The sequence below is a fragment of the Erythrobacter sp. SN6-5 genome, assembly GCF_057364945.1.
In genome coordinates, this window is the sequence record NZ_CP200282.1 from 721,982 (window position 1) to 741,378 (window position 19,397).

The 19,397-nt window shown below is 58.1% G+C and carries 16 protein-coding genes and 2 pseudogenes; 6 read left to right on the forward strand and 12 right to left on the reverse strand.

The window, feature by feature from the left end:
* Positions 1–10: 10 nt before the first annotated feature.
* Positions 11–484, reverse strand: coding sequence for a DUF3576 domain-containing protein (locus AC0V6Z_RS03520; protein WP_472640013.1), 474 nt, complete (start codon positions 482–484; stop codon positions 11–13).
* Positions 485–849: 365 nt separating this feature from the next.
* Here AC0V6Z_RS03520 and AC0V6Z_RS03525 point away from each other — a divergent pair, with 365 nt between their 5' ends.
* Both AC0V6Z_RS03525 and phbB read left to right on the forward strand, forming a co-directional pair.
* Complete coding sequence (locus AC0V6Z_RS03525; RefSeq protein WP_472640837.1) at positions 850–1,608, forward strand: hypothetical protein; 759 nt, start codon at positions 850–852, stop codon at positions 1,606–1,608.
* 130 nt (positions 1,609–1,738) lie between these two features.
* Positions 1,739–2,461: an acetoacetyl-CoA reductase gene (gene phbB / locus AC0V6Z_RS03530; RefSeq protein WP_472640014.1), complete on the forward strand. Its 723-nt coding sequence runs from the start codon at positions 1,739–1,741 to the stop codon at positions 2,459–2,461.
* A gap of 12 nt (positions 2,462–2,473) precedes the next feature.
* On the opposite strand, the gene AC0V6Z_RS03535 is transcribed toward phbB, so the two are convergent.
* Together AC0V6Z_RS03535 and AC0V6Z_RS03540 are read right to left on the reverse strand one after the other, a co-directional pair.
* Positions 2,474–2,911: a hypothetical protein gene (locus AC0V6Z_RS03535; protein ID WP_472640015.1), complete on the reverse strand. Its 438-nt coding sequence runs from the start codon at positions 2,909–2,911 to the stop codon at positions 2,474–2,476.
* Between the two features lie 97 nt (positions 2,912–3,008).
* Complete coding sequence (locus AC0V6Z_RS03540) at positions 3,009–3,614, reverse strand: DNA-3-methyladenine glycosylase I (protein WP_472640016.1); 606 nt, start codon at positions 3,612–3,614, stop codon at positions 3,009–3,011.
* Between the two features lie 98 nt (positions 3,615–3,712).
* Here AC0V6Z_RS03540 and AC0V6Z_RS03545 point away from each other — a divergent pair, with 98 nt between their 5' ends.
* Both AC0V6Z_RS03545 and AC0V6Z_RS03550 read left to right on the forward strand, forming a co-directional pair.
* Entirely contained in the window at positions 3,713–3,964 is a 252-nt protein-coding gene (locus AC0V6Z_RS03545; protein ID WP_472640017.1) for a ribbon-helix-helix domain-containing protein, read from the forward strand.
* Positions 3,948–4,610, forward strand: coding sequence for a phytanoyl-CoA dioxygenase family protein (locus AC0V6Z_RS03550; protein ID WP_472640018.1), 663 nt, complete (start codon positions 3,948–3,950; stop codon positions 4,608–4,610). Before AC0V6Z_RS03545 ends, AC0V6Z_RS03550 begins: the two co-directional genes overlap by 17 nt.
* 7 nt (positions 4,611–4,617) lie before the next feature.
* Here AC0V6Z_RS03550 and murA read toward each other — a convergent pair whose 3' ends face one another.
* Positions 4,618–5,898 (reverse strand): UDP-N-acetylglucosamine 1-carboxyvinyltransferase, encoded by a 1,281-nt coding sequence (murA, locus tag AC0V6Z_RS03555; protein ID WP_472640019.1) that lies wholly within the window; start codon positions 5,896–5,898, stop codon positions 4,618–4,620.
* Positions 5,899–5,999: 101 nt separating this feature from the next.
* Between murA and AC0V6Z_RS03560 the strand changes: the two are divergent.
* Positions 6,000–6,897 (forward strand): annotated as a pseudogene (locus tag AC0V6Z_RS03560) (UTP--glucose-1-phosphate uridylyltransferase).
* A 133-nt stretch (positions 6,898–7,030) separates the two neighbouring features.
* Here the strand turns inward: AC0V6Z_RS03560 and AC0V6Z_RS03565 are convergent.
* The 8 genes and pseudogenes from AC0V6Z_RS03565 to glnE form a co-directional block, all read right to left on the reverse strand.
* A complete protein-coding gene (locus AC0V6Z_RS03565) occupies positions 7,031–8,809 on the reverse strand; it encodes a flotillin family protein (protein ID WP_472640020.1) in 1,779 nt (592 codons plus the stop codon).
* A 35-nt stretch (positions 8,810–8,844) separates the two neighbouring features.
* Positions 8,845–9,543: a YqiJ family protein gene (locus AC0V6Z_RS03570; protein WP_472640021.1), complete on the reverse strand. Its 699-nt coding sequence runs from the start codon at positions 9,541–9,543 to the stop codon at positions 8,845–8,847.
* A gap of 141 nt (positions 9,544–9,684) precedes the next feature.
* Positions 9,685–10,977: a cytochrome P450 gene (locus AC0V6Z_RS03575; RefSeq protein ID WP_472640022.1), complete on the reverse strand. Its 1,293-nt coding sequence runs from the start codon at positions 10,975–10,977 to the stop codon at positions 9,685–9,687.
* Positions 10,977–12,524, reverse strand: coding sequence for an acyl-CoA synthetase (locus tag AC0V6Z_RS03580; protein WP_472640023.1), 1,548 nt, complete (start codon positions 12,522–12,524; stop codon positions 10,977–10,979). The genes AC0V6Z_RS03575 and AC0V6Z_RS03580 overlap by 1 nt, the downstream gene beginning before the upstream one ends.
* Positions 12,525–12,757: 233 nt before the next feature.
* Entirely contained in the window at positions 12,758–13,456 is a 699-nt protein-coding gene (locus AC0V6Z_RS03585) for a M23 family metallopeptidase (protein ID WP_472640024.1), read from the reverse strand.
* An 83-nt stretch (positions 13,457–13,539) separates the two neighbouring features.
* Positions 13,540–14,320: pseudogene (locus AC0V6Z_RS03590) on the reverse strand (ferritin-like domain-containing protein).
* 6 nt (positions 14,321–14,326) lie between these two features.
* Entirely contained in the window at positions 14,327–14,800 is a 474-nt protein-coding gene (locus AC0V6Z_RS03595) for a peroxiredoxin (RefSeq protein WP_472640025.1), read from the reverse strand.
* On the reverse strand, positions 14,797–17,514 hold the full coding sequence (glnE, locus tag AC0V6Z_RS03600; RefSeq protein WP_472640026.1) for a bifunctional [glutamate--ammonia ligase]-adenylyl-L-tyrosine phosphorylase/[glutamate--ammonia-ligase] adenylyltransferase: 2,718 nt from the start codon (positions 17,512–17,514) through the stop codon (positions 14,797–14,799). The genes AC0V6Z_RS03595 and glnE overlap by 4 nt, the downstream gene beginning before the upstream one ends.
* A 136-nt stretch (positions 17,515–17,650) precedes the next feature.
* On the opposite strand from glnE, the gene AC0V6Z_RS03605 reads away from it, so the two are divergent.
* Positions 17,651–19,360: a M28 family metallopeptidase gene (locus tag AC0V6Z_RS03605; protein ID WP_472640027.1), complete on the forward strand. Its 1,710-nt coding sequence runs from the start codon at positions 17,651–17,653 to the stop codon at positions 19,358–19,360.
* Positions 19,361–19,397: the final 37 nt, after the last annotated feature.

A 19,397-nucleotide genomic window follows, 5' to 3' on the forward strand; every position in this document is an offset into this window, starting at 1 on the left:
GAAATTTGGCTTAGCTGGCTACAGCTTTGCGGCGCAGATCGCGCGCTTTCGTCAGGATAATGTCTTCCAGCTTCTGAACGGTCGCGGCCTGTACCGGCGCATCGACCCATCCGCCACCCTGAGCGACCTGACGACTGGCGGCAACGCGCAAGGCATCGGCGCGCAAATCCTGATCAAGGATGGTCACGGTCACTTTCACGCGCTCGTTCGGATTGCTGGGGTTGGCATACCAATCGGTAACGATCACGCCGCCCGCACTGTCGGCTTGAAGCAGCGGAGCAAAGCTGACGGTTTCGAGAGATGCGCGCCACAGAAAGGAATTGACGCCAATCGTATTGACCTGAGAGGCGACCATATCCGCCTGCGGACGTTCGCCGCCGCCACATGCAGCCAGGGAAGCTGCTCCCAATCCGGCAAGAAAGACGCGGAACGAATAAGAAAGCGTATTTTGAGCGCGGGTCACAGCGGTAAATTCCTTTTGCATCACGAACAGCCTCTATAACCTCACGGGCCAGCGCGGCAAGCGGTCACGAGACCAATCGGGGCCAATTATCCGCGTATTCTAGCGCGGCATGCGCCTTTATAGCGGCTGAACTGCGGCATTGGACGGCAAAACATTCTGCAAATCCAATTGTGTGCACAATGCAACAGATTCGTTTGAGTCTTGCCAAAAACGCTAGGTCAAGGCGGGATTCAACCTCCGGAGGATTGCCTAGAGGCTGCTCATAGTTCTATTATTCCTATTGCTGCATAAAAGTAGCGAGTCGTTTCGGGGCAAACTCAGCCAATGTTCAGGCAGGGGATGCTTTGATCAGAACGATAATGATCGAAGGATTTTGAGTGAACGCCATGGCAGGCAAGGGTAACCAGATTGGAAGTAAGGCGCAGCGCAAGCTGCCGCTGATGCTTGCCGCTGGTGCGCTGGCACTGGGTGTTCCCTCAACCGGCCTTGCCCTGGTCAGCCTCACAGAGAGCGTGCCCGGGCTGGAAACATCCGCACTCGACATTTTCACACCCGCATCGGTTGATCCAGAGCTTGCCGCGATATTCGCAAGCAAGGATGGCGGCGACGGCATGCGTTTCACCCCAGCTGGTACCGCGAGTTCTGGCAATGGTGATCGCACGGTAACCGTCGCTGTTCGAGTGGACAGCGATATCGCTGAGGCAATCTCCGTGCGCTCTGCAATTGACGCGGCGCCCGGCGTAGGCAGCGGTATCGCAGCCGTGCAACCCACGCGTTATAACCTTGGCATTGCGCGCGGTTATGACAGTTTTGCCCGGCCAGTCGCGCTGCCCGACACGGTTCGAAACCTGTCTATGCCTGACCTTGCAACGTTTGAGCCTGCTGGCCCAACCGCCAAGGACAAGCCAAGTCGTCTTCAGCCGCGGATCGAGCTGGAAAGTGACAATGTTGCAGGTACCTCGCCCAATACGCTGGGATCGCTTGAGCGGCAGACCCTTGATGTGGGCGGCGCTTACCGGATTTCACGCAACCTCAATGTGACGGCCGGTGTGCGCCTGTCGCAAGAGCGCGATCGTTTGGATCCGCTGACCAATGCCGAACAAGACAATCAGGCTGTTTACGTCGGAACTCAGTTCAAGTTCTGATCGGCCTCTCGCTCGTTCGGGCTACAGAAATTCGTATGCAAGACCTCGCTTTCGCGGGGTTTTTTGTTGCCTGACGTTACGGCAAGGGTATCCCTGAGATGGACAAACGATTCACAGGGATGACAGGCATATGAGCAAAGTAGCAATCGTCACCGGAGGCACACGCGGCATCGGAGAGGCCATATGCCAACGCCTTAAGCGGCAAGGTCACACTGTCATCGCCAATTACGGCGGCAATGATGAAAGCGCGCGGGCCTTTACCGAGGCAACCGGGATCCCCTCAATGAAATGGGACGTGGGTGATCACGAAGCCTGCCTCGACGGCTGCGCCAAAGTGGCCGAAGCGCATGGTCCGGTCGATATCGTCGTCAACAATGCCGGCATCACGCGCGATGGCACTTTGCACAAGATGAGCTTTGACGACTGGAATGATGTTATGCGCGTCAATCTGGGTGGGTGCTTCAACATGGCGAAGGCAACATTTCCCGGTATGCGCGAGAGAAACTGGGGCAGGATAGTCAATATTGGCTCAATCAACGGACAAGCTGGCCAATATGGCCAGGTCAACTACGCCGCCGCCAAATCCGGCATCCATGGGTTCACCAAAGCTCTCGCACAGGAAGGCGCCAAGTTCGGCGTGACCGTTAACGCCATTGCTCCCGGCTATATCGACACCGATATGGTCGCAGCTGTTCCAGAACCTGTTCTAGAGAAGATCGTCGCCAAGATACCCGTAGGACGTTTGGGCCAGGCGGAAGAAATTGCGCGCGGCGTTGCCTTTTTCACCTCGGACAATGGCGCTTTCATGACCGGCTCCACCATGAGCATCAACGGCGGCCAGCATATGTATTAGGATCAGGCTGGGTCAGGCATCTGATCCCGGCGCAGGTTCAGGATCGGGGTCTCGCGGGGCAAACTCCCCCAGCAGCGCGGCCGCTGACCAAACTCCAAGAGTGATCACGAGTTTCTCGTCAACGCCCTCGATCGCTTTTTCGACCAGCCCCAGCCACGCATACGCGGCCATAAAGACCGTCAGTTGCACGGCCAGCCAGATCCGCCGTGTGGTCTTGGAGACCATCAGGATGAAGCCGATCAAGGTGGCGGTGATGAACAATAGGATCGCATAGTCGGACGAACTCAGATCGGTCAGTCCAGCAAAGTTGACGCCAACAATCGCACCAAAGAACAGATTGAGCGCATCGACCGAGGCTCGATATTCGGATTCACGCAGGCGGCCGGTGTCGCCCAGGCTTTTTGCGATCTCTTTCACACTCTGCGTAATCACCCCCTTGCGATCAGCCATCAGCAATCCCCTTATCCGACTTCTGCACTGCAAGACTTAGCGCTCTGGCGCGAGATGGGAAGCCCACCGGGGACCACGAGCGGATTTGAAGGGCAGACTACTTCAGGCGAAACTTTCCGCGCGCGTCCTCCACTTTATCGCGCGCCGCACAGCCCGGAGCATGGTCATTCACCAGACCCATCGCCTGCATAAAGGCGTAGGCCGTCGTGGGGCCGACAAACTTCCAGCCGCGCTTTTTCAGATCTTTGGAAAGAGCCGTGGATGCACCGGTTGAGCCTAGCATGTGCTTGCCATCCCAAAGGCGCTCACGCGGCTCAAACTGCCAGAAATATGTCGCCAGAGAGCCCTCATCTTCAACCATTTCGATCGCACGCCGGGCATTGTTGATCGTCGCCTCGATCTTGCCGCGGTGGCGAATGATCCCCGTGTCTTGAAGCAAGCGTTCAACGTCCGTTTCGTCGAACTCCGCCACTTTGTGAAAGTCGAAATCATGAAAGACGGCGCGAAAGTTCTCACGCTTTTCCAGGATCGTTCGCCAGCTCAACCCCGATTGAAAGCCCTCCAGGCAAATCTTCTCAAACAGGCGGCGATCATCGCCAACCGGATAGCCCCATTCCGTATCATGGTACTGCTCATATTGCGGTGTCGCGCTCGACCATCCGCAGCGCGCAACTCCATCCTCGCCCGTCACTATCTCGACCATTTCACCCTCCGAATTTCTAGTAGAGAGCACCAGATCGCCGGACGCACGTCAATCGCCAATGGGCAAGGCACAGCCAGTGCGCTATCGCTGACGGCGCTATGGCGGACACACCCTATCACCCTCCGGTCAAACGCTCGGTTGAGATCGCCGGGCATAAGACCTCGATTAGCCTGGAGCCGATATTCTGGGATATGCTGCGCCGCGCAGCAGAGGCAGAAGACGTCCCGATCAATGCTCTGGTCGGGCAGATCGACGAAGAGCGGATCAAGGCTGAGACCCCGCCGGGCCTCGCCGGAGCTATCCGCATTTGGCTGGTGAGCGGGAAGGATGGCCATGAATTTGGCAGATAGCGGCTACTTGCACTTACCGGGATTGATCAAACAGAACCTATCACAATGGCATGAGCTTACGCATGCCGAATTCGCACTGCACAAACCTGGTCATCGAATTTCGTCCAACCCCAACCTAGCATCAGCCATTGTGGGCTTGCTCAAGGAGCCAGATCTTCAAGCCGAAATGCGCGGGCGCTGGCGATGTGTTCGAGCAATCGCCTTCAATAAAACTCCAAGCAAGAACTGGGCTCTTGGATGGCACCAAGACCGCACAATCGCAGTCAAATCAAAGGCAGACACCGAAGGTTTTGGCCCGTGGTCTGAGAAAGACGGCATCACCCATGTCGAACCTCCATTCAATTTGCTGGAACGTATGGTAACGCTAAGGCTTCACCTTGATGACGCCGATGAAGACAATGGAGCGCTTCTTGTAGCACCGGGGAGCCACCTGAATGGGCGCATTCCTGAAGTCCAAATTTGCGAATCTGTTGCTAACGCTGGAAGTGTAAGCTGTATCGCCAAAGCAGGTGACGGTTGGCTCTACGCGACCCCAATTCTTCATGCTTCGGGTCGTTCTATGGAGAACTCCGCCAGGCGAGTGCTTCACTTAGACTTTTCCAAAGATGCTTTGCCTGGCCCACTAGAATGGCACGGGATCGGTTAGTTCATCCTCAGTCGTCGACCCGCTCAATATCCGCGCCGACCAGCTGAAGCTTCTCCTCCAGCCGTTCATAGCCTCGATCAAGGTGATAGATCCGGCGCACTGTCGTCTCGCCTTCCGCCGCGAGCGCCGCGATGATCAGGCTCATTGAGGCGCGCAGATCGGTTGCCATCACCTCTGCGCCAGTCAACTCAGAGGGGCCTTTCACAATTGCCGTACGGCCCTCGGTCGCAATATCCGCGCTCATCCGCGACAGCTCCGGCACGTGCATAAAACGGTTCTCGAAGATCGTCTCTTTCAGCACGCTGGTGCCATGCGCCTTGCAAAGCAGGCTCATCAATTGCGCCTGCATATCTGTGGCGAGGCCGGGGTAGGGCGCAGTGATGAGGTCAGTAGCCTTTAGCGGTCCGTCGGCGCGCACCGTCATGCCGCGCGCGTCTTCTTCAATCTCCACCCCGATATTGCGCAGCGCATTATTGGTCGCAGTCATCTCGCTGGCATTGGCGCCTTCGAGCCGCACTTCGCCGCCTGTGATCGCCGCCGCGCAGGCATAGGAGCCCGCTTCGATCCGGTCGGCCATCACCTTATAAGTCGCGCCATTGAGGCGTTTGACGCCGTGAATGGTCAGATCAGATGTGCCGATCCCTTCGATCTCTGCACCCATCGCGGAGAGCAGATTGCACAGGTCAACAATCTCTGGCTCGCGCGCAGCGTTGAAAAGACGGCTTGTACCATTGGCGAGCACAGCCGCCATCAATGCGTTTTCGGTCGCTCCGACAGACACCACTGGAAAATCAAAGTCCCCGCCCGGCAGCCCGCCATCGGGCGCAATCGCTTTTACATATCCTTGCGCCAGCTCAATCTCTGCGCCGAACGCTTCAAGGGCCTTGAGGTGCAGGTCAATCGGGCGATTGCCGATTGCACAGCCGCCCGGCATCGAAACCGTCGCTTCGCCTGCGCGCGCCAGCATCGGCCCAAGCACCAGGATAGAGGCGCGCATTTTGCGCACCAAATCATAAGGCGCGACATTCGAAGTCAGGCGCTGAGCCTCAAAGGTGACGACCCGGCCAAAGTCCTCTGGACGCTTGCCCTGAATGCTCACCGAGACACCAAATTGACCCATCAAATGCTGGAACCCGTCAATATCCGCTAGCCGCGGCAAATTGCGCAAGGTCATGGGTTCTTCGGTCAGCAAAGCACACGGTATCAACGTGAGCGCCGCGTTCTTCGCGCCAGAGATCGGCAGAGTTCCTGAAAGGCGATTGCCGCCCCGAATAAGCAATTTGTCCATCGTCATGCCTTAGCCAAAAACGCGTGCCGCGCAAACGGCATCTCCGCCCGCCATGCACGCGCCAGTTGACGCGCCTCTGCTTGCGTCCGTATCCCCGGGCCATGACCAATCACAACGCCACCACACCAAAGCCGATCAAGAAAGCGGTTTTCCCCGTTGCTTAGCCTTGGCACGCGCTTCTTGCCTGCGACCAAAGCGATCCCGAAGGAACTGCTGCCCATCGTTGATCGTCCGCTGATCCAATATGCGGTGGACGAAGCGCGCGAGGCCGGAATCGAGCAGATGATCTTCGTCACCGGCCGCGGCAAAACCGCAATCGTTGAGCATTTCGATGTCGCTTATGAGCTGGAAAGCACGATGAGCGAGCGCGGCAAAAAAATGGCTGTGCTCGAGCCGACCCGTGCCACCCCCGGCGATATCATCACCGTTCGCCAGCAAGTGCCGATGGGTCTTGGCCATGCGATCTGGTGCGCACGGGCGATTGTCGGTGATGAGCCATTTGCGATCTTCCTTCCCGATGAGCTGATGATTGGAAAGAAAGATGGAACCGGGTGTATGAAGCAAATGGTCGATGCCTATCAGCAGACCGGCGGCAATCTGATCAGCGTGCTGGAGGTGCCGCGCGGCGAGGTCTCAAGTTACGGCGTGATTGATCCGGGCGCAGAGAATGGAGCGCTGACTGAGGTGCGCGGGCTGGTTGAGAAACCCACCGTGGATGAAGCGCCATCCAACAAAATTATCTCAGGACGCTACATCCTACAGCCAGAGGTGATGCGCACGCTAGAAACACAGGGCAAAGGTGCAGGCGGCGAAATTCAACTGACCGATGCAATGGCGCGAATGATTGGCTCGCAGCCATTTCATGCGGTGACATTTGATGGCAACCGTTACGATTGCGGCAGCAAAGTGGGTTTTGTTGAGGCAACCCTAGCCCTGGCATTGGAACGCGAAGATATGGGTGCGGAAGTGCGCGCTATGGCAACGAGATTGTTGGGTTAGCTTCCCTCGAACCCAAAAGTCGTCATGCTGAACTTGTTTCAGCATAACCATAAGCAAAAAGGCGCTGCCCCAGATAGCACAGCGCCTTGATTTGCGATGGACCCTGAAACGAGTTCAGGGTGACGATGTATGTTTACTCAGCCGCTTCGTGACCTCCGCCGCTGCCATCCGCCAAAGAGGCACCTGGCTTTGGCGCGTGATCCGCTTCCGCTTCGATAACCTGCTTCTCAACATCGCTGAGAACTTCAGTCAGTGTTGGCGCCCCGCCATCATCGCTCTCTTGCGCCGCCGCTTCCACGAGTGATCCGAGCGAGGAGCCATTGAGGCCCAGCTCTTTCATCAATCCATCAAGCACCGGAGCCTGAGCGCGGTAAGCAAGAGCTGCGGAAACCGCATCGGTGGCAAGGTTGCCGGAACCGCCGCCTGCGCCGCCGCCATCATTGGCCGCGCCATTGCCAGAGCCGCCATTGGTGAGCCCGTCGACCTGAACGATCTTGATCGAGTCGATCGCTTCCATCGGTTTCGCGCTTTCACGGATAACCTCTGGCAGCACTTTGAGCAGAGCCAGCTTGGTCTGCAGGCTAATTTGATCCATCGAGAGGATGTTGGCCGCCTCGTTGATCGCTTCCTGACCGGCTGCCTCGACCTCAAAGCGGACCCGGTCAGCCTCGGCGCGCAGGATTTCAGCATCCGCGTCGCCCTTTGCCTCAAGTCGGGCTGCCTCAGCACGGTTGGTTGCCGCGTCTTTCTCAGCTTCAGCCTCGACCTTGATGCCAATCGCTTCGCGCTCCGCAACTTTCGCCGCTTCGATCAGTTCAATCTTCTTCTGACGTTCGGCAATCTCGCTCTCACGAGAGGTCGCAACCTGCTCTTCAGCAGCAACCGCTTTGGCACGGGCCGCATCGGCCTCAGCCTTGGCCTGGCTTTCCTCGCGTGACTTGTTCTGAACCGCGATCTGCTGCTCTTGGCGGGCAATTTCGAGCGCTCGGGTCTGATCGATCCGGGCTTCCTCAACCAAACGATCCGCTTCGATCTGCTGAGCATCGACCTGCTTTTTCGCCTCGATCTTCGCCGCATCGGCTTCGCGCTGGCGCTCTGCCTGCTCGCGGGCAATTTCCGCCATTTGAGCCGCACGGCGCACTTCAACCTCGCGTTCCTGAGCAAGCCGTGCGTATTCCTGATCACGGCCGATTTCGAACGATTTGGCATCGGCCTCTAGGTTCTTCGTTTCCATCTGAACCCGCGTGTCTTGCTCAATATCGTTGCGCAATTTCTTGCGCGCTTCAATTTGCTCGGTCAGCTTGGTCAGACCCTCGGCGTCAAACGCATTGTTGGCGTTGAAGTGCTCAATGCTCGTCTGGTCGAGACCAGTCAGCGAGACCGATTCGAGTTCCAAACCATTCATGGCCAGATCGTTTGAGGAGACTTGCTGCACCTTTTGCACGAAGTCCGCGCGCTGTTCGTGCAGTTCATTCATGCTCATTCCCGCCGCAACGGAGCGCAACGCATCGACGAATTTACCTTCGACGAGATCTTTGAGCATTTCTGGCTGCATAGTGCGCTGACCCAGGGTCTGCGCGGCCATCGCAATCGCTTCGGAGTCCGGGCGGACACGGACATAGAATTCCGCCTTCACATCGATCCGCAAGCGGTCGAGCGTGATCAGTGCCTCTCCATCGCGGCGAACCACCGCCAGCACCAAAGTGTTCATATTGACCGGCATGGTCTCGTGAAAAATGGGTAGCACCAGCGCGCCGCCATTCATCACGACCTTCTCGCCGCCAACACCGGTCCGCACAAAGGCGATTTCCTTCGATGCCCTGCGGTAAAGCCGCATCAGGAAACCGATAACGATGATGAAGAACAACAGGCCTGCGCCTATGAGTATAGCTAAGTCAAAAAATTCTGGCATTTTCTCTCCTATGAGGTTTCGATTTTGGGCTGAACCTAGTTCAATTCGAGCAAGCGATTTTCGTAGCGAATGGCGAAGAACGTTCCTTCTTCGCGGCGCACCAGCAGAACTGTTTCGCCTTCGCGCAATTCCGCGCTCGGATCATGGGGCTCAACCATGACAAAATGAGGTTGCTTGAAACGATCGAGCACTTTGGCCCGCGCTGGTGACCCGGCGCGCGCGGTACCCGTCTGGATGATCGCATCGCGCCTGATTAAGCTGCTCAGCCCAACCGCGCTCGTCTCATCCTTGGGCAGCAGCGCACCAACCGGCCTGACGAAAGCAGCATTGGCGGGCACGGCGGCAAATCCAGCAAGCGGCGCGGCCAGCCATGCGGGCAGCGGTGCGCCGAGCAAGCCTGCGATCACGGACTGACCGATCACACCAATTGACGCAAAGACCAGCAGCAGACCGGCGAGCCAGATCAGGAAGGGCACTCGGCCAAACCCAAGCAGGCTGAGCAATCCATCCATAAACCCGCCGGATGTGATGGCTTCGATACCATCAGTATCGACATCAACATCGAGATCTAAATCAACGTCGACATCTGCCCCATCAAACATATCCGCCACGCCCACCACTTGCGCGATGGCTATGATCGCGAGCAGCATTAATGCGATCGCAAATGGCAGATTGTGTATCTCAAACAGGCTCAACGGCCCGTCGCTGCACCAATAGCAACGCCTCTGTTCCAAGTTTTTCCCATGAACGCAGTGTTAACACATGTTGCAAGCAAATGACAGGAAAATCGTGATGGCAGATTGAATAATGCGCAAACGCCATCAATATTGTTATTCAGACCTTGTTTTATTGCAACCACTCCCCATATCGGGGGATTAGGAGGCTGCAATTCGCAGCGGCAAAGCCTTTAAACCACCAACAAATGTCGACCTGGCGCGTTTGGCTTCTCCGGCCAGTTCAACACTTTCAATCCGGTCGAGCAATTCTTCAAACAGAATACGCATTTCAAGGCGCGCGAGATGCAATCCCAGGCACTGATGCGCGCCCGCGCCAAAGGCGAGATGCCGATTGGGTGAGCGCCCAGCGTCAAAGCGTCGTGGGTCAGGAAATTGCGCCGGATCATGATTGGCCGCGACGTAATTGATCATCAGCCAATCGCCCTTGCGAATTTTCTGCCCGCAAAGCTCCACATCCTCAGCCGCAGTGCGCATGAAGTGTTGCACCGGAGAGGTCCAGCGAATCGCTTCTTCAACGATACCGGGCAACAGGCTGCGATCGGCCCTTACCCGCGCAAATTGCTCTGGATCTTGGGCTAGTGCCATCATCGCACCAGCGGTCGAAGCGCTGGTCGTATCATGCCCAGCCGCCGCAAGAATAATGTAATAGCCCATCATATCGCGGTCGTTGAGCGGCGCGCCATCGACGGTCGCATTGGCAATCACGCTCGCCACATCGCCCGTAGGCTTGGCGCGCTTCTGCGCTGTAATCCTGGCAAAATAGGCCTCAAAATCTTTCACGGCTCCGGCAACCAACTGCGTGATCTGCTCCGGCGTCATATTCGCCATGCCCGACTGATTTAGCTCATCGTCCTGTCCGCCAAACATCTGCTGGGTCAGCATCAGCATGCGCGGCTCATCCTCCTCGGGCACGCCGAGGATCTGCATCACCACATGCAAGGGATAGGGCGCAGATACGAGCTTGACGAAGTCAGCATCCGGTCCTGCCGCTAGCAAGCGGTCGACCGTCCGCTTTGCCAGACTGCGGATCTCCGCCTCAACCGTGCGCAGGTTCTTGGGCATGAACCATTCCTGCGTCAGCTTGCGATATTTCATGTGGATCGGTGCATCAAAGGTGACGAGGCTGGCTACCATATGCTCGCTGCCGCCGGTCATGGCCTTGGCGAATTCGATCCCCTCATCGAGCGAGAACACCACCGTTTGCGGATTGTTGAGAAAGTTCTGATTGTCTTTCGACACTTGCATCACCGCGTCATAGCCCGTGACCAGCCAGAACGACCGGTGGAGCCCTTCTTCCCCCTCAATCCTGACAACCGGCGTTTCAGCTCGGATCGCATCGAACCGGTCGAGCAGGCTGTCCCACTCAGCATAGCTCGCCGGGTCAATCACCGCGCGGGCCAGCTCCGCATCCAGCACTGGAACGTTTGTCATCAGGCCCCTCCGGCTCTTATTTTGGCTTCATATTCATCTCTCAGCTCGCGCTTATAGAGTTTACCATTGGCCTCACGCGGCAGATCGGGGCGGAAATCAAACAGTTTGGGCATTTTGATGCGCGCGAGATTGGGGGCGAGAAATTCGCGCAGCTCCGCCTCCAACCCCTCTCCAGCATCGCCCATATCCACCGGCTGCACCACGGCGACAACCTTCTCGCCGAGATCGGGGCAGGGTGCACCAATCACGGCCGCATCCATCACTTTAGCGTGGGTTTGCAGCAGGTTTTCCACCTCCTGCGGATAGATATTGACCCCGCCAGAAATGATCATGTGGCTCTTTCGATCGGTCAGATAGAGAAAACCGTCCTCATCGACATGGCCGATATCGCCCAATGTCATCCAACCTTTAGGATGCATCGCCTCGGCGGTCTTGGCCGGATCGTTGTGATAGGTCGGCAGGATATCGTTTTCGAAATAGATCAGGCCATCTTCGTCAGGACCAACCTCCTCACCATCGGGGCCGCAGATATGTAGCTTGCCATGGATTGCGCGGCCAACACTGCCCGGATGAGTCAGCCAGTCCGGCGCCTTCACCAGGGTCATGCCAATGCCCTCGCTACCAGCGTAATATTCATTCACGATCGGACCCCACCACTCGATCATCTCTCGCTTGATTGGCACGGGGCAAGGGGCGGCGGCATGGAGCGCGCGCTGATGGCTGGAAAGATCATATTTGGAGCGCGTCTGCTCATCCAATTTCAGGAAACGCACGAAATGGGTCGGCACCCATTGACTGTCGGTGACCTTGTACTTCTCGATCGCGGCCAGCGCATTTTCCGGATCGAACTTCTCCATTAAGACGACCGTCCCGCCCAGCCGGTGGACTGTTGAGCACCATCCGATTGGTGCAGCATGATAGAGCGGCGCTGGCGAGAGATAGATCATCGAACCATCTGCTGGCATACCAGCGCCCATCATACCCAGCGCCATGAGAGGATTGGGGGCCTGCGGATCGGGATCTTCTGGCGGAGCGGGGCGCACGCCCTTGGGCCGCCCGGTCGTGCCGCTGGAATACAGCATCACAAGACCAGCGGTTTGCTCAGCCAATGGCTCGGGAATCTCAGCGCTCAATGCCGCGGCGAAATCCTGCGCATCTCCGCTGTCCATTATCAGCATGTCGAGATCCGGACATTCCACCCGCACCGCCTCCAACACATCGGCGAATGCCCCCGATGTAATCAGCAGCTTGGTTTCGCTGTCTCGAAGGATATAGGCGATTTCTGGCCCGGTCAGCCGGGTGGAAATCGGCACCAGCATCGTTCCCGCTCGCTGAGAGCCCCAGATGATAGTGAAATACTCCATCCGGTTCTCCAGCAGAACCGCGAAGGCTTGATCCGGCTTCACACCGCGCGCGCGCAGCAGGTGCGCGAACTGATTGGCCTGGTTTTCCAGCTCACCAAAAGTCAGCGCCTCCCCGCTGCTCGCCATGATTACAGCGGCTTGGTCTGGGCTGTTTTGCGCATGCGCAATTGGATGCAGGCTCATCGATATCTCTCCCATGCGGCGCATTGAGGCCGTCAGTTGCGAGACGAAACCTAGCTTGCGCAGCGCAGCTCGCAAGTCAATTCGCAGAAATATTAGGTGCCGTTGAACGAGCGGGAACGCGCCCAGAAAAAAGGCGGCGGGATAACCCGCCGCCTATGTTCGAACACCCTCTCCAATGTTCGATCCCGCGTTCAGCGGGTAAACTCTTAAAAGCGCGCTGAGCCCCTAAGGGCTTATTCGCCGCCGCGTCCTTCAAGGACGGCCTGACGGTCAAATTGCTGCTGCGCTTGTGTCTCTACCATATAGGGAATGGGATTGACCGCAACCCCATCAATCCGCACTTCATAATGCAGGTGCGGGCCAGTGGAGCGGCCGGTTGAACCGACATAGCCGATGATGTCGCCCTTTTTCACACGCTCACCAGCGGCAACCGCCAGTTTCGACATGTGGGCATAGCGCGTTTCAAGGTCAGCGCCGTGATCGATGCGAATGTAAAGGCCGTAGCTCGAGAACCATTGCGCCTTGCCAACAATACCGTCAGCGGTTGCAAAAATTGGAGTGCCTGTTGGCGCGGCAAGATCAACACCTTTGTGAGCCCGGCGTTGGCGCAGAACGGGATGATTGCGCATGCCGTATCCGCTGGTCAGTTTGAAACCGTCCAATGGCATCCGTGATGGGATAGCAATGCTGGGTTGTTCAGTTGGAGCGTTTGGCCCCGCGTTATCGAGCGCCTGCCAGTTGGCGAACAGCTGCCTGAACTGCACGTCGCCGCTCGTCAAATTATCATCCTGGGCCGCGCGGATCGGCTCGCTAATATCAACAGCAGCGTTAGCTGAACTGTTAGCTGAAGCTGGCGCTGCAGCGGCGATTGCCGCCATGCCAAATGCGCTCAAAGCAGCTCTAACAATGTGACGCTTCGTAAGCGTTGTCATCAAATGATGCCCTAAATTTCGGCGCAATTGCGCCCGATTCCGTTTCGAAAGGACTTATTCGGGTTCAAATCTTAAAGAGCAACTTAACTGTAGAACTCCCGCGATAAACCGGCTGCAAGACGCGCTGAGTCGTTAAATGGCGGTTTAACGGCGCCCCGAAAGTAAGTTTTTACTAACCTTTTCCACGTGGATTCGGGCGATTCCTGCGCCTTATCGGCCAATGCGATAAAGTGTTTGGTGCCAAACGCGACATGGCGAATTTCGTCGTCAAGGATCTCGCGTCAAAATTTTTGCGCCGTTCTCATCACCTGCTGCCCGGACCCGCTCTAGGGTCGCTGGCGTGACGTCCAATCCCCGCGCCTCCAACACCATTGGCACAATAGCGAGACGCGCCAGGACATCATGCTTGGTCTCGTCTGCCGCCTGCCACAGTCCGCCATGGGCTGGCAGCGCGCCGTAATAGCTGCTGAGCGTCTTGAGCTTACGGTCGAGCAGAGCGAAATGCATCGCCTCATCAGCGGCAACACTCAGAAAATCAGAGACAAATTCCTCACCCATCTGCTCGCCGAAACGGCCCGCCATATCGAGCGCGAGATCAATCGCGACGAACTCTATGTGGGCGAGGCTATGCCACAGCGCGATCCGGCCGCGCTCTGATCCACCTTTGCCGCGCTTGGGCATCTGACTGGGCGGCAAAAGCTCCGGCTCGCTGGGGCGCGCGGGCTCATCTGGCATCGTGACGTCAAACTGCCATTCGAGCGCGCCCTTGTTCCAGCGGCGTACGACGTCGCGCGTCGCAAAGCATTTTGCGCGCGGATCAGCGGTGAGCAGTGCGCCGCGAATGGCAGAGGCCAAGGATTGCATTGGAGCTTAGAGCGCCTTAGCGGCTGCGAGCACTTCTTCGGCGTGGCCTTTGACCTTCACCTTGTTCCAGACCTGCGCAATCCTGCCGTCTGCGCCAATCAGATAGGTGGTGCGGACCATTCCCATATAGGTCTTGCCGTACATCTGTTTCTCGGCCCAAACGCCGAGCGTGTCAGACAATCCGCCTTCTTCTGCATCGGTCGCCAGCGGAGTTGTGAGATCATGCTTGGCAATGAAGTTCTGATGCTTCTTTGCGCTGTCCTTGCTGACGCCAAGCAGCTCCGTTCCCGCCGCATCAAAATCGCTTTTGAGCGCAGTGAAATCCTTCGCCTCGGTAGTGCAGCCCGGCGTGTTGTCCTTAGGGTAGAAGAACAGCACCAGCTTCTTGCCGTGGAAATCCGACGGCTTAACCGTGCCGCCATCGGGCGTGCCCATTTCAATATCGGGCAGGGCGTCACCAACGCTCGCAAAATCGCTCATTCGTCAATCTCCAATTGGTGCTCGAGAATCGCCTCCCAAGCTTTGGCGACCTCATGCCGCGCCTCGGTTAGGCTGCGCAAGAGGCCTTTGTAATTCTGCGCCTTGCAGGCCCGCGCCAGCGCATCGGCAGCAGCGGGCGGAGGCTCTTTACCATCAGGCGCAAGCAAGCGCCCCGCCACCAGAATACGGGTCATCAAATCATAGGCTGCGATCAGAGGTTGCGGCAGAACGCCCTCGTCCACCAGCATGGGAATGGCCGCACCAAGATCAGGATTGAGCCCCTTGCCATCGCGCAATTGCAGGAAGTGGATGAGGAACTCAAAATCAACCAACCCGCCGCGCAGCAATTTCACATCCAGCGGCCCGCGAGCAGGCTTATGCTGCGCCATTTCACTCCGCATGGTCAGCACATTTATGCGCAGTTCCGCCGGATCGCGCGGCTTACAAAGCACCCCGGTGATGATTTTGTTGAGCTGGTCGCGCTCCGCCTCTGGCCCGATCAAAACTCTCGCTCTCGCCAGCGCCATATGTTCCCAGGCCCAGGCCGCCTCGCGCTGATATTTGGCGAAGGCTTCGAGCGATACCGCCAGCGGGCCTTGGTTCCCCTGCGGGCGGAGCCGAGTGTCCACTTCATAAAGCGCACCTTGCGCCGTAGGGACAGATAGGGCTGCGCTAATGCGGCTGGCCAAGCGGTTGTAATAAAGCGTTGCGCCAAGCGACCGTTCACCGTCGGACTGCGCATCGAAATCGCCTGAGAACAGATAGATAATGTCCAAGTCAGATGCGTGAGTCAGCGCCCCACCACCAAATCTGCCCAGCCCTAAGACGCAGACCTCGCTGCCGTTGATCTGTCCGTGCACCCGCTCGAATTCGCGCGCGGCTGCATCCGCTGCCATTTTCAGCCCCGCCTCGGCCACGCGCGACAGACCGCTCGCAATGTCGATCGGATCGCTCAGCGCCTCGATCAGCTGCACGCCGAGCGCAAAGCGCTGCTCGCCTGTGACCACGCGAATAGCGTCCAACTGCGCCTCGTAATCATCGCGGGCAGCGATCCGCCGCATATCTTCGGCAATTTCGCAGGTAGAGCCGGGCAGCTCCAACGCGCTTTCATCGATCAGAATGTCGAGCAGTTCCGGGCGGCGGCCAAGTTCATCGGCGAGCATGGGCGACAAAGTGAGCGCGCCGACCAATTGCGCCAGCAGCGCCGGGCGCGCGGAGAGCAGGTGAAACAGGTTGATCGCAGAAGGCGCATTGGCGAGCACACTCTCCCACCGGGTCAGCGCGCGGTCCGGGTCATCCGCCCCAGCAAAAGCAGCCACCAGTTCAGGCAAAAGAGCATCGAACGCCGCAAGTGCTTGCGGGGTACGCAAACACTGATAGCGCCCCTCACGCCATCCCCTGATCCGCGCCGCCAGCCTGTCCGGCTCAGCAAAGCCCAGATTGCTCAATTGCTCCGTCAAGGCTTCTGCTTGTGGCGGCTCTGGCACGGGTGGAGAGGCGCTGACGTCATCGCCGATGAGCTTGTCATAGACCGCGCCTACCGCCTGCGTCAGCGCGTCCAGCTCTGCAATCAGCACCGCGCCACCTGCCAAGCCGTCAAGCCGAGCGACCGCATCCAGGGCCGCGCCTTCGGGTAAGACATGCGTCTGGCGATCGTTCACCATTTGCAATCGGTGCTCAATCACGCGCAGACGGTCATAAGTCGACCCCAGCAAAGCCGCTTCATCGCCATCAACCCGGCCAGCCGCCACCAGAGCATCGAGCGCCGCGCACGTGCCCTTCACCCGCAGGCTGGGATCGCGCCCACCATGAATAAGCTGATGGGTTTGCGCGAAGAACTCTATCTCACGAATGCCGCCGCGCCCGCGCTTCACATCAAAGCCAGGACCGGGGCGGAGCGGGCCGTCATGGTTTGCACGGATCTGTGCGGTAAGCTGACGGATTTCTTCGATCGCGCCGAAATCCAGACTGGATCGCCAAACGAAGGGCTGAATCCGCTGTAGAAACGCTTCACCTGCAGCGATGTCGCCAGCGCAAGCGCGCGAACGGATAAAGGCCGCACGCTCCCACGCCAAAGCAGCGCTCTCATAATGGGAAAGCGCCGCGCCTTCTGAAACGGCCAGTGGGCTTACCTCGCTGGCTGGGCGCAGCCGCAGATCGACCCGAAAAGCAAAACCATCAGCAGTGTTTTCGGACAGCAATTGCACGATCTGGAGGGCATAACGCGCGGCTGCCTCGCCCGGCTCATCCTTGGTGCGGCGCGGCAGTGTCTCTGGATCGTAAAGCAGGATCGGGTCAATGTCGGAGGAGTAATTGAGCTCTCGCGCACCCTGTTTGCCCAGCGCCAAAGCATAGAGCCCCTGCGCTACCTCTCCACCGGTGCGTTCTGCAATAACATGGGCAATCGCCAGGTCGAGCGCACGGTCGGCACAGTCAGACAATTCCTGCATCACGCGCGTGAGCGAGAAGGCCCCGGCCAGATCACCTATGCCCAGCGCAACTGACAGAGCAATCCGCTCTCGCCGCAAGGCAACGCCCAGATCATCCGCGCCATCACCAGCGCACTTCGCCCATGACAAAGCGCCCTCGGCATCTCCGCCACCCAGCAATTCGGCAAGCTGCGGCATCCGCTTTAGCCCGCGCGCCAGAAACGGCGCCTCGGCCCGCGCCCGCGCCAATGCCCCATCCCAATCGTGCAAATTTGCCTGCGCCATCTCCGTCTCAATGGCGCGCGAACGCTGGTCTCGCAAGCGCTCCTGCGATCGATCAGGCGCGCATCGCGCCTTGCGGGCCGCGCTCCGCTCTGCAAAAGGTGCGCGCAATGATTTTGGATAAGAGGAATCACCGACAATGATCAAACAAGCATTAAAGCTTGGCGGATTGGCCGCTTGCGCACTTGCGCTGACGGCATGCGATGCGATGAGCTCGCTCGGCGGCGACACTGGCATGGACGGGATGGACATTCCTGAAGTGGCGGCAGGCGAGCTGTCTGAAGAGACAATGGTCGACATCACGCGGACGCTTTCCAGCGACGAGTTTGAGGGTCGTATGCCCGGCACCAAAGGCGAGGAACTGACCGTTGCTCTGCTGACCGAACGTTTCGAAGCCGCTGGCCTTCAGCCCGGCAATGGCGAGAGCTGGGTACAGGAAGTGCCGCTGGTAGAAATCACCGGCAAAAACTTTGCGCCGCTCACCATCACCAATGGCGATACCGATCTGGTCTATGATTTCGGCAGCGAATGGGTCGGCGTAACCTACCGCGAAGATGCGCAAACGCAGCTGACTAACAGCGAAATGGTGTTCGTGGGGTACGGCATCAACGCACCAGAGCGCGATTGGAACGATTACGAAGGCGTCGATGTCAAAGGCAAAACCGTGGTCGTGTTGGTCAATGATCCTGACTATGAAACCACCAGCCTTGAAGGCAAATTCAACGGCCGCGCGATGACATTTTATGGCCGTTGGACCTACAAATATGAAGAGGCCGCCCGCCAGGGCGCAGCAGGCGTTCTGATTGTCCATGACACCGAACCTGCAAGCTATGGTTGGAACGTGGTTGAAAGCAGCTGGTCCGGCCCGCAAGCTTATCCCGCTCGCGGTGACAATCCTCCGCCGCTCACCACGATGAATGGCTGGATCCAGAAAGAGGCTGCGCGCGAATTGCTGGCCGCAGCAGGGCAAGATCTCGACGCGCTGACAGCTGCGGCGAAGACTGAAGGATTTGAAGCGGTTGAGCTGGGCATGTCAGCCTCCACCAGTTTTGAAAACGACATTCGCACGTTCAAATCGCAAAATGTCATCGGCGTTCTGCCGGGCAGCGAAGCGCCTGACGAATACATCATCCACACCGCGCACTGGGATCACCTTGGCCGCTGTAAACCAGCTGCAGATGGCGATGACATTTGCAACGGTGCGGTCGACAATGCGACCGGTACTGCGGCCTTGGTCGCTTTGGCCGAGGCGCATGCGAAAGCTGGCGCGCCTAAACGTAGTCTCGTGTTCCTGGCCGTGACGGCTGAGGAATCCGGCCTGCTCGGCGCATATTACTATGCCTCAAACCCAGTGTTCCCGCTGGATCAGACGGTTGGCGGGATCAACATGGATGCCTTCCAGGTTGCTGGCCCAGCCAAGGATGTGACCGTAGTTGGCCCGGGCAAGTCTCAACTCGACGCCTTTATGATGGCGGCGCTTGAGGCCGATGGCCGCACCATGACACCCAATCCGAAGCCAGAGGCGGGCTATTACTACCGCTCTGATCACTTCGCCTTTGCCAAGCAGGGCGTGCCAATGCTCTATATTGATGGCGGTGAAGACCTGGTCGAAGGCGGCATTGATGCGGGCGCTGCGGTGGCCAAGGATTACACCGAAAACCGCTATCACGGGCCAAAGGACGAGTTCAACGAAGAGTGGGACTGGTCCGGCGTGATGGGCGATTTGCAATTGTTCTACCGGATCGGGCGGATGATGGCGGAAAGCAGCAGCTGGCCGAATTGGAACGAAGGTGATGAGTTCAAAGCCACTCGCGATGAAAGCTGCGCCAGCGCCAAGACGGGCTGCTGATTCAGCACCCGTTTAGCTGACGAATCGAAAGCCGGTT

Coding starts and splice junctions, on each gene's coding strand:
- AC0V6Z_RS03575 (WP_472640022.1), bottom strand. CDS start 10,977: ATGACAAACGTTCCAGTGCTGGATGCGGAGCTGGCCCGCGCGGTGATT.
- AC0V6Z_RS03550 (WP_472640018.1), top strand. CDS start 3,948: ATGAATTTGGCAGATAGCGGCTACTTGCACTTACCGGGATTGATCAAA.
- AC0V6Z_RS03580 (WP_472640023.1), bottom strand. CDS start 12,524: ATGAGCCTGCATCCAATTGCGCATGCGCAAAACAGCCCAGACCAAGCC.
- AC0V6Z_RS03525 (WP_472640837.1), top strand. CDS start 850: ATGGCAGGCAAGGGTAACCAGATTGGAAGTAAGGCGCAGCGCAAGCTG.
- AC0V6Z_RS03540 (WP_472640016.1), bottom strand. CDS start 3,614: ATGGTCGAGATAGTGACGGGCGAGGATGGAGTTGCGCGCTGCGGATGG.
- murA (WP_472640019.1), bottom strand. CDS start 5,898: ATGGACAAATTGCTTATTCGGGGCGGCAATCGCCTTTCAGGAACTCTG.
- AC0V6Z_RS03595 (WP_472640025.1), bottom strand. CDS start 14,800: ATGAGCGATTTTGCGAGCGTTGGTGACGCCCTGCCCGATATTGAAATG.
- glnE (WP_472640026.1), bottom strand. CDS start 17,514: ATGGCGCAGGCAAATTTGCACGATTGGGATGGGGCATTGGCGCGGGCG.
- AC0V6Z_RS03585 (WP_472640024.1), bottom strand. CDS start 13,456: ATGACAACGCTTACGAAGCGTCACATTGTTAGAGCTGCTTTGAGCGCA.
- AC0V6Z_RS03605 (WP_472640027.1), top strand. CDS start 17,651: ATGATCAAACAAGCATTAAAGCTTGGCGGATTGGCCGCTTGCGCACTT.
- phbB (WP_472640014.1), top strand. CDS start 1,739: ATGAGCAAAGTAGCAATCGTCACCGGAGGCACACGCGGCATCGGAGAG.
- AC0V6Z_RS03520 (WP_472640013.1), bottom strand. CDS start 484: ATGCAAAAGGAATTTACCGCTGTGACCCGCGCTCAAAATACGCTTTCT.
- AC0V6Z_RS03565 (WP_472640020.1), bottom strand. CDS start 8,809: ATGCCAGAATTTTTTGACTTAGCTATACTCATAGGCGCAGGCCTGTTG.
- AC0V6Z_RS03535 (WP_472640015.1), bottom strand. CDS start 2,911: ATGGCTGATCGCAAGGGGGTGATTACGCAGAGTGTGAAAGAGATCGCA.
- AC0V6Z_RS03545 (WP_472640017.1), top strand. CDS start 3,713: ATGGCGGACACACCCTATCACCCTCCGGTCAAACGCTCGGTTGAGATC.